General features: G+C 76.8%; 3 protein-coding genes. All 3 read left to right on the top strand.

The annotated features are described in order from the left end of the window. A partial coding sequence (locus tag ACFV61_RS35345; protein ID WP_380496224.1) for an anti-sigma factor occupies positions 1 to 447 on the top strand: 447 nt, incomplete at its 5' end. Positions 448 to 801: 354 nt separating this feature from the next. Then, a complete protein-coding gene (locus ACFV61_RS35340) occupies positions 802 to 2,415 on the top strand; it encodes a molybdopterin-dependent oxidoreductase (protein WP_380496222.1) in 1,614 nt (537 codons plus the stop codon). Between the two features lie 73 nt (positions 2,416 to 2,488). After that, the coding region (locus tag ACFV61_RS35335; protein WP_380496220.1) for a fasciclin domain-containing protein at positions 2,489 to 3,156 on the top strand (668 nt) is incomplete at its 3' end.

Here is a 3,156-nt window from a genome sequence, read left to right as displayed (position 1 = left end):
CTGGCGGCATGTCTGGCGGAGGACGAGGCCCTCGGCGGCGTGGCAGTCCAGCAGCACCGGGCGGCTAACCGGGCCAGGGCCCTCGCCGCCGCGCTGCAGCGGCACCAGGACCAGGTCACCGGGCTGCTGGCGGCACCCGACGCCCGTCGGGCGAGCGGCCCGGCGGCCGGCGGCACCGGCAGCGGGGCGGTGGTCTGGTCGCACGGCCGGGGCCGGGCCGTCCTCCTGGCCTCCGGCCTGCCCGCCCCGGCGGACGGCACGGCGTACGAGCTGTGGTTCGACGACGGCGCCGCGATGCGCCCGGCGGGGCTGATGCCCCGGGGCGACGGCGCGTTCCTGCTGGACGGCCCCCTGGACGGTGCGCGCGGCATCGGCGTCACGGTGGAGCCCTCGGCCGGCTCCGCTCACCCCACGGGGGCGCCGGTCCTGCTGATCCCGTTCACCTGAGCGGCCGAACCGGGTCGGGCGGAAGGCCGGGTCGGTCAGGTCGGCCAGGTCGGTCAGGTCGGGGTCAGGAGACGGAGACGGAGACGGTGACGGTGACGGTGCCGTGCACGGATTCGGCACCGGGCGGGTGACGGCCTGCCGCGCGATGCCCGTGGACGGCGAATTCACCGCTACGCGTGACGCGGCTGAACACTCCGGACGGGCCCGGGCCGACCCCCCGGGGGCGCCCCGGGTGCCCTTGGGCGGCCTCAGCGCGGCCCCGGCTCTGGCCGGGAGGTGTCACCCGGCCAGAGCAATTTCACCCGATCGGGGGGTATCCGGACTCGCACCCATCCGGTGGAGCCGGACCGCCGAATGAGGACCGTGACCGATGAGACGAGCAGCAGCCCGCCGGGCGCCCTCCCCCGAGCACGCCCCCGTGCCGCCGGGCCGGCCGTCGCGGCGCTGTGCGGGCTGGCGGCCGCCGCCGCGGCCGTGGGAGCCGGCGAGGCGGCGGCGGCGTTCACCCGCCCCCAGGCCTCACCGGTGGTGGCGATCGGCTCGGCGGCGATCGACCTCGCGCCCACCGCCGTCAAGGCGTGGGCGGTCCAGCGGTTCGGCACCGGCGACAAGGCGGTCCTGCTGGGCGGGATCTACACCGTCATGGGCCTCGCGGCCGCGGCCCTCGGCGTGCTGGCCGGACGCCGTCGCGGCGCGGCCGCCGCCCTGTTCGCGGCCTTCGGCGGCCTCGGCGCCTGGGCCGCGCTGGCCCGCCCGCAGGCCGTCCCCACCGACCTGCTGCCCTCCGCCGCCGCGGCGGGCGGCGCGGTCGCCGTGCTGTGGTGGCTGACCGGCCCCACCCTCTCCCTTGGCCCTTTCCTTGGCCCTTCCCGCCGCTCGGGCGCGGTCCGGCCGGCCGGGCCCGAGCGGCGGCGCGTCCTGGCGGCCGGCGCCACGATCGGCGCAGCCGCCGCCCTCGGCACGGCCGGACGCGTCCTGTCCGACCGACGCGGCGACGTCAGCGCGGCCCGCGCCGCCGTCCGCCTGCCGCCGCCGCTGCACCCGGCGCCGCCACTGCCGCGCGCCGTCGGCGCCACGGTCCCCGGCCTGCCCCCGTTCATCACCCCCACCGCCGACTTCTACCGCGTCGACACCGCCCTGACCCTGCCGCGCATCGACCCGCGCGCCTGGTCGCTGCGGCTGCACGGCCTGGTCGACCGCCCACTGCTGATCGGCTTCGACGACCTGCTCGCCCTCGGGCTGGAGGAGCTGGACCACACCCTGTCCTGCGTCTCCAACGAGGTCGGCGGCCCCTACGCGGGCACCACCCGCTGGCTCGGCGCCTCGCTGCCCGCCCTGCTGCGCCGCGCCGGCGTCCGCTCCGGCGCCGAGCAGCTCGTCGGCCGCTCGCAGGACGGCATGACGATCGGCACCCCGGTCGAGACGCTCCTCGACGGGCGCCGGGCGCTGCTCGCGGTGGCGATGAACGGCGAGGCGCTGCCCGTCGAACACGGCTTCCCCTGCCGCACGGTGGTGCCCGGCCTCTACGGCTACACCTCGGCCACCAAGTGGCTCGTCGACCTGGAGGTGACCACCTTCGCCGCCCGCGACCCGTACTGGGTGCGGCGCGGCTGGGACCGCACCGGCGAGGTCCGCACCGCCTCGCGGATCGACGTGCCCGCGCCGTTCGCCCGCGTGCCGCCCGGCGACGTGACGGTGGCCGGCACCGCCTGGGCCACCCACCGCGGCATCGCCGCCGTCGAGGTGCGCGTCGACGGCGGGCCCTGGCGGCAGGCCGAACTGGCCGCCGACGCCGGGCCCGACCTGTGGCGCCAGTGGACCCACGCCTGGACCGGCGCCGCCCCCGGGACCCACCGCATCGAGGCCCGCGCCACCGACGCCACCGGGGCCGTCCAGCCCGAGACCCGCACACCCCCCTACCCCTCGGGCGCGACGGGCTGGCACAGCGTCGTCGTCACCGTCACCTGACCCCACCCCACGACCTCCCCACCCCTTCGGCATCCGGGATCCGCCCGATGCCCCTTGACAGGAGAATCCGTCCATGAACACGACCGTCCTGGTCCGCAAGCCCTTCGCCGCCGTCCTCGCCGCCGGCCTGCTGGCCGCCTCCCTGAGCGCGTGCAGCAGCAGCGGCGGCGGCGACGCGAAGTCCTCGGACACGGCCAAGAGCACCACCGCGGCCGCCGCACCCCAGCCGTCCAGTGCCCAGGCTTCCGGTGCCCAGGCCGCCGAGCAGGTGACGGCCGGGCAGCCGTTCGGCACCGCGTGCGCGGCCGTCCCCAAGGACGGGGCGGGCAGCTTCACCGGCATGGCCAAGGACCCGGTCGCCACCGCCGCCTCCAACAACCCGCTGCTGTCCACCCTCGTCACCGCCGTCAAGCAGGCCGGCCTGGTGGACACCCTCAACTCCGCGAAGAACATCACCGTCTTCGCCCCCACCAACGACGCCTTCGCCAAGCTCCCGAAGAAGGACCTCGACGCCGTCCTCGCCGACAAGGACAAGCTCACCAAGATCCTCACCTACCACGTCGTCCCCCAGCGCCTGGCTCCCGCGGCACTCGCCGGCGGGCACAAGACCCTGGCCGCCGACGACCTCACCGTGACCGGCGCCGCCCCGGACTTCACCGTCAACTCCGCCGCCAAGGTGCTGTGCGGCGACATCCAGACCGCCAACGCCACCGTCTACATCGTCGACACCGTCCTGATGCC

This window comes from Kitasatospora sp. NPDC059817 (assembly GCF_042731835.1).
In the GTDB taxonomy this organism is placed as follows: domain Bacteria; phylum Actinomycetota; class Actinomycetes; order Streptomycetales; family Streptomycetaceae; genus Kitasatospora.
Note: the sequence above shows the minus strand (reverse complement) of the source record. Positions and strands in the feature narration are given on the sequence as shown.

Coding starts and splice junctions, on each gene's coding strand:
- ACFV61_RS35340 (WP_380496222.1), top strand. CDS start 802: ATGAGGACCGTGACCGATGAGACGAGCAGCAGCCCGCCGGGCGCCCTC.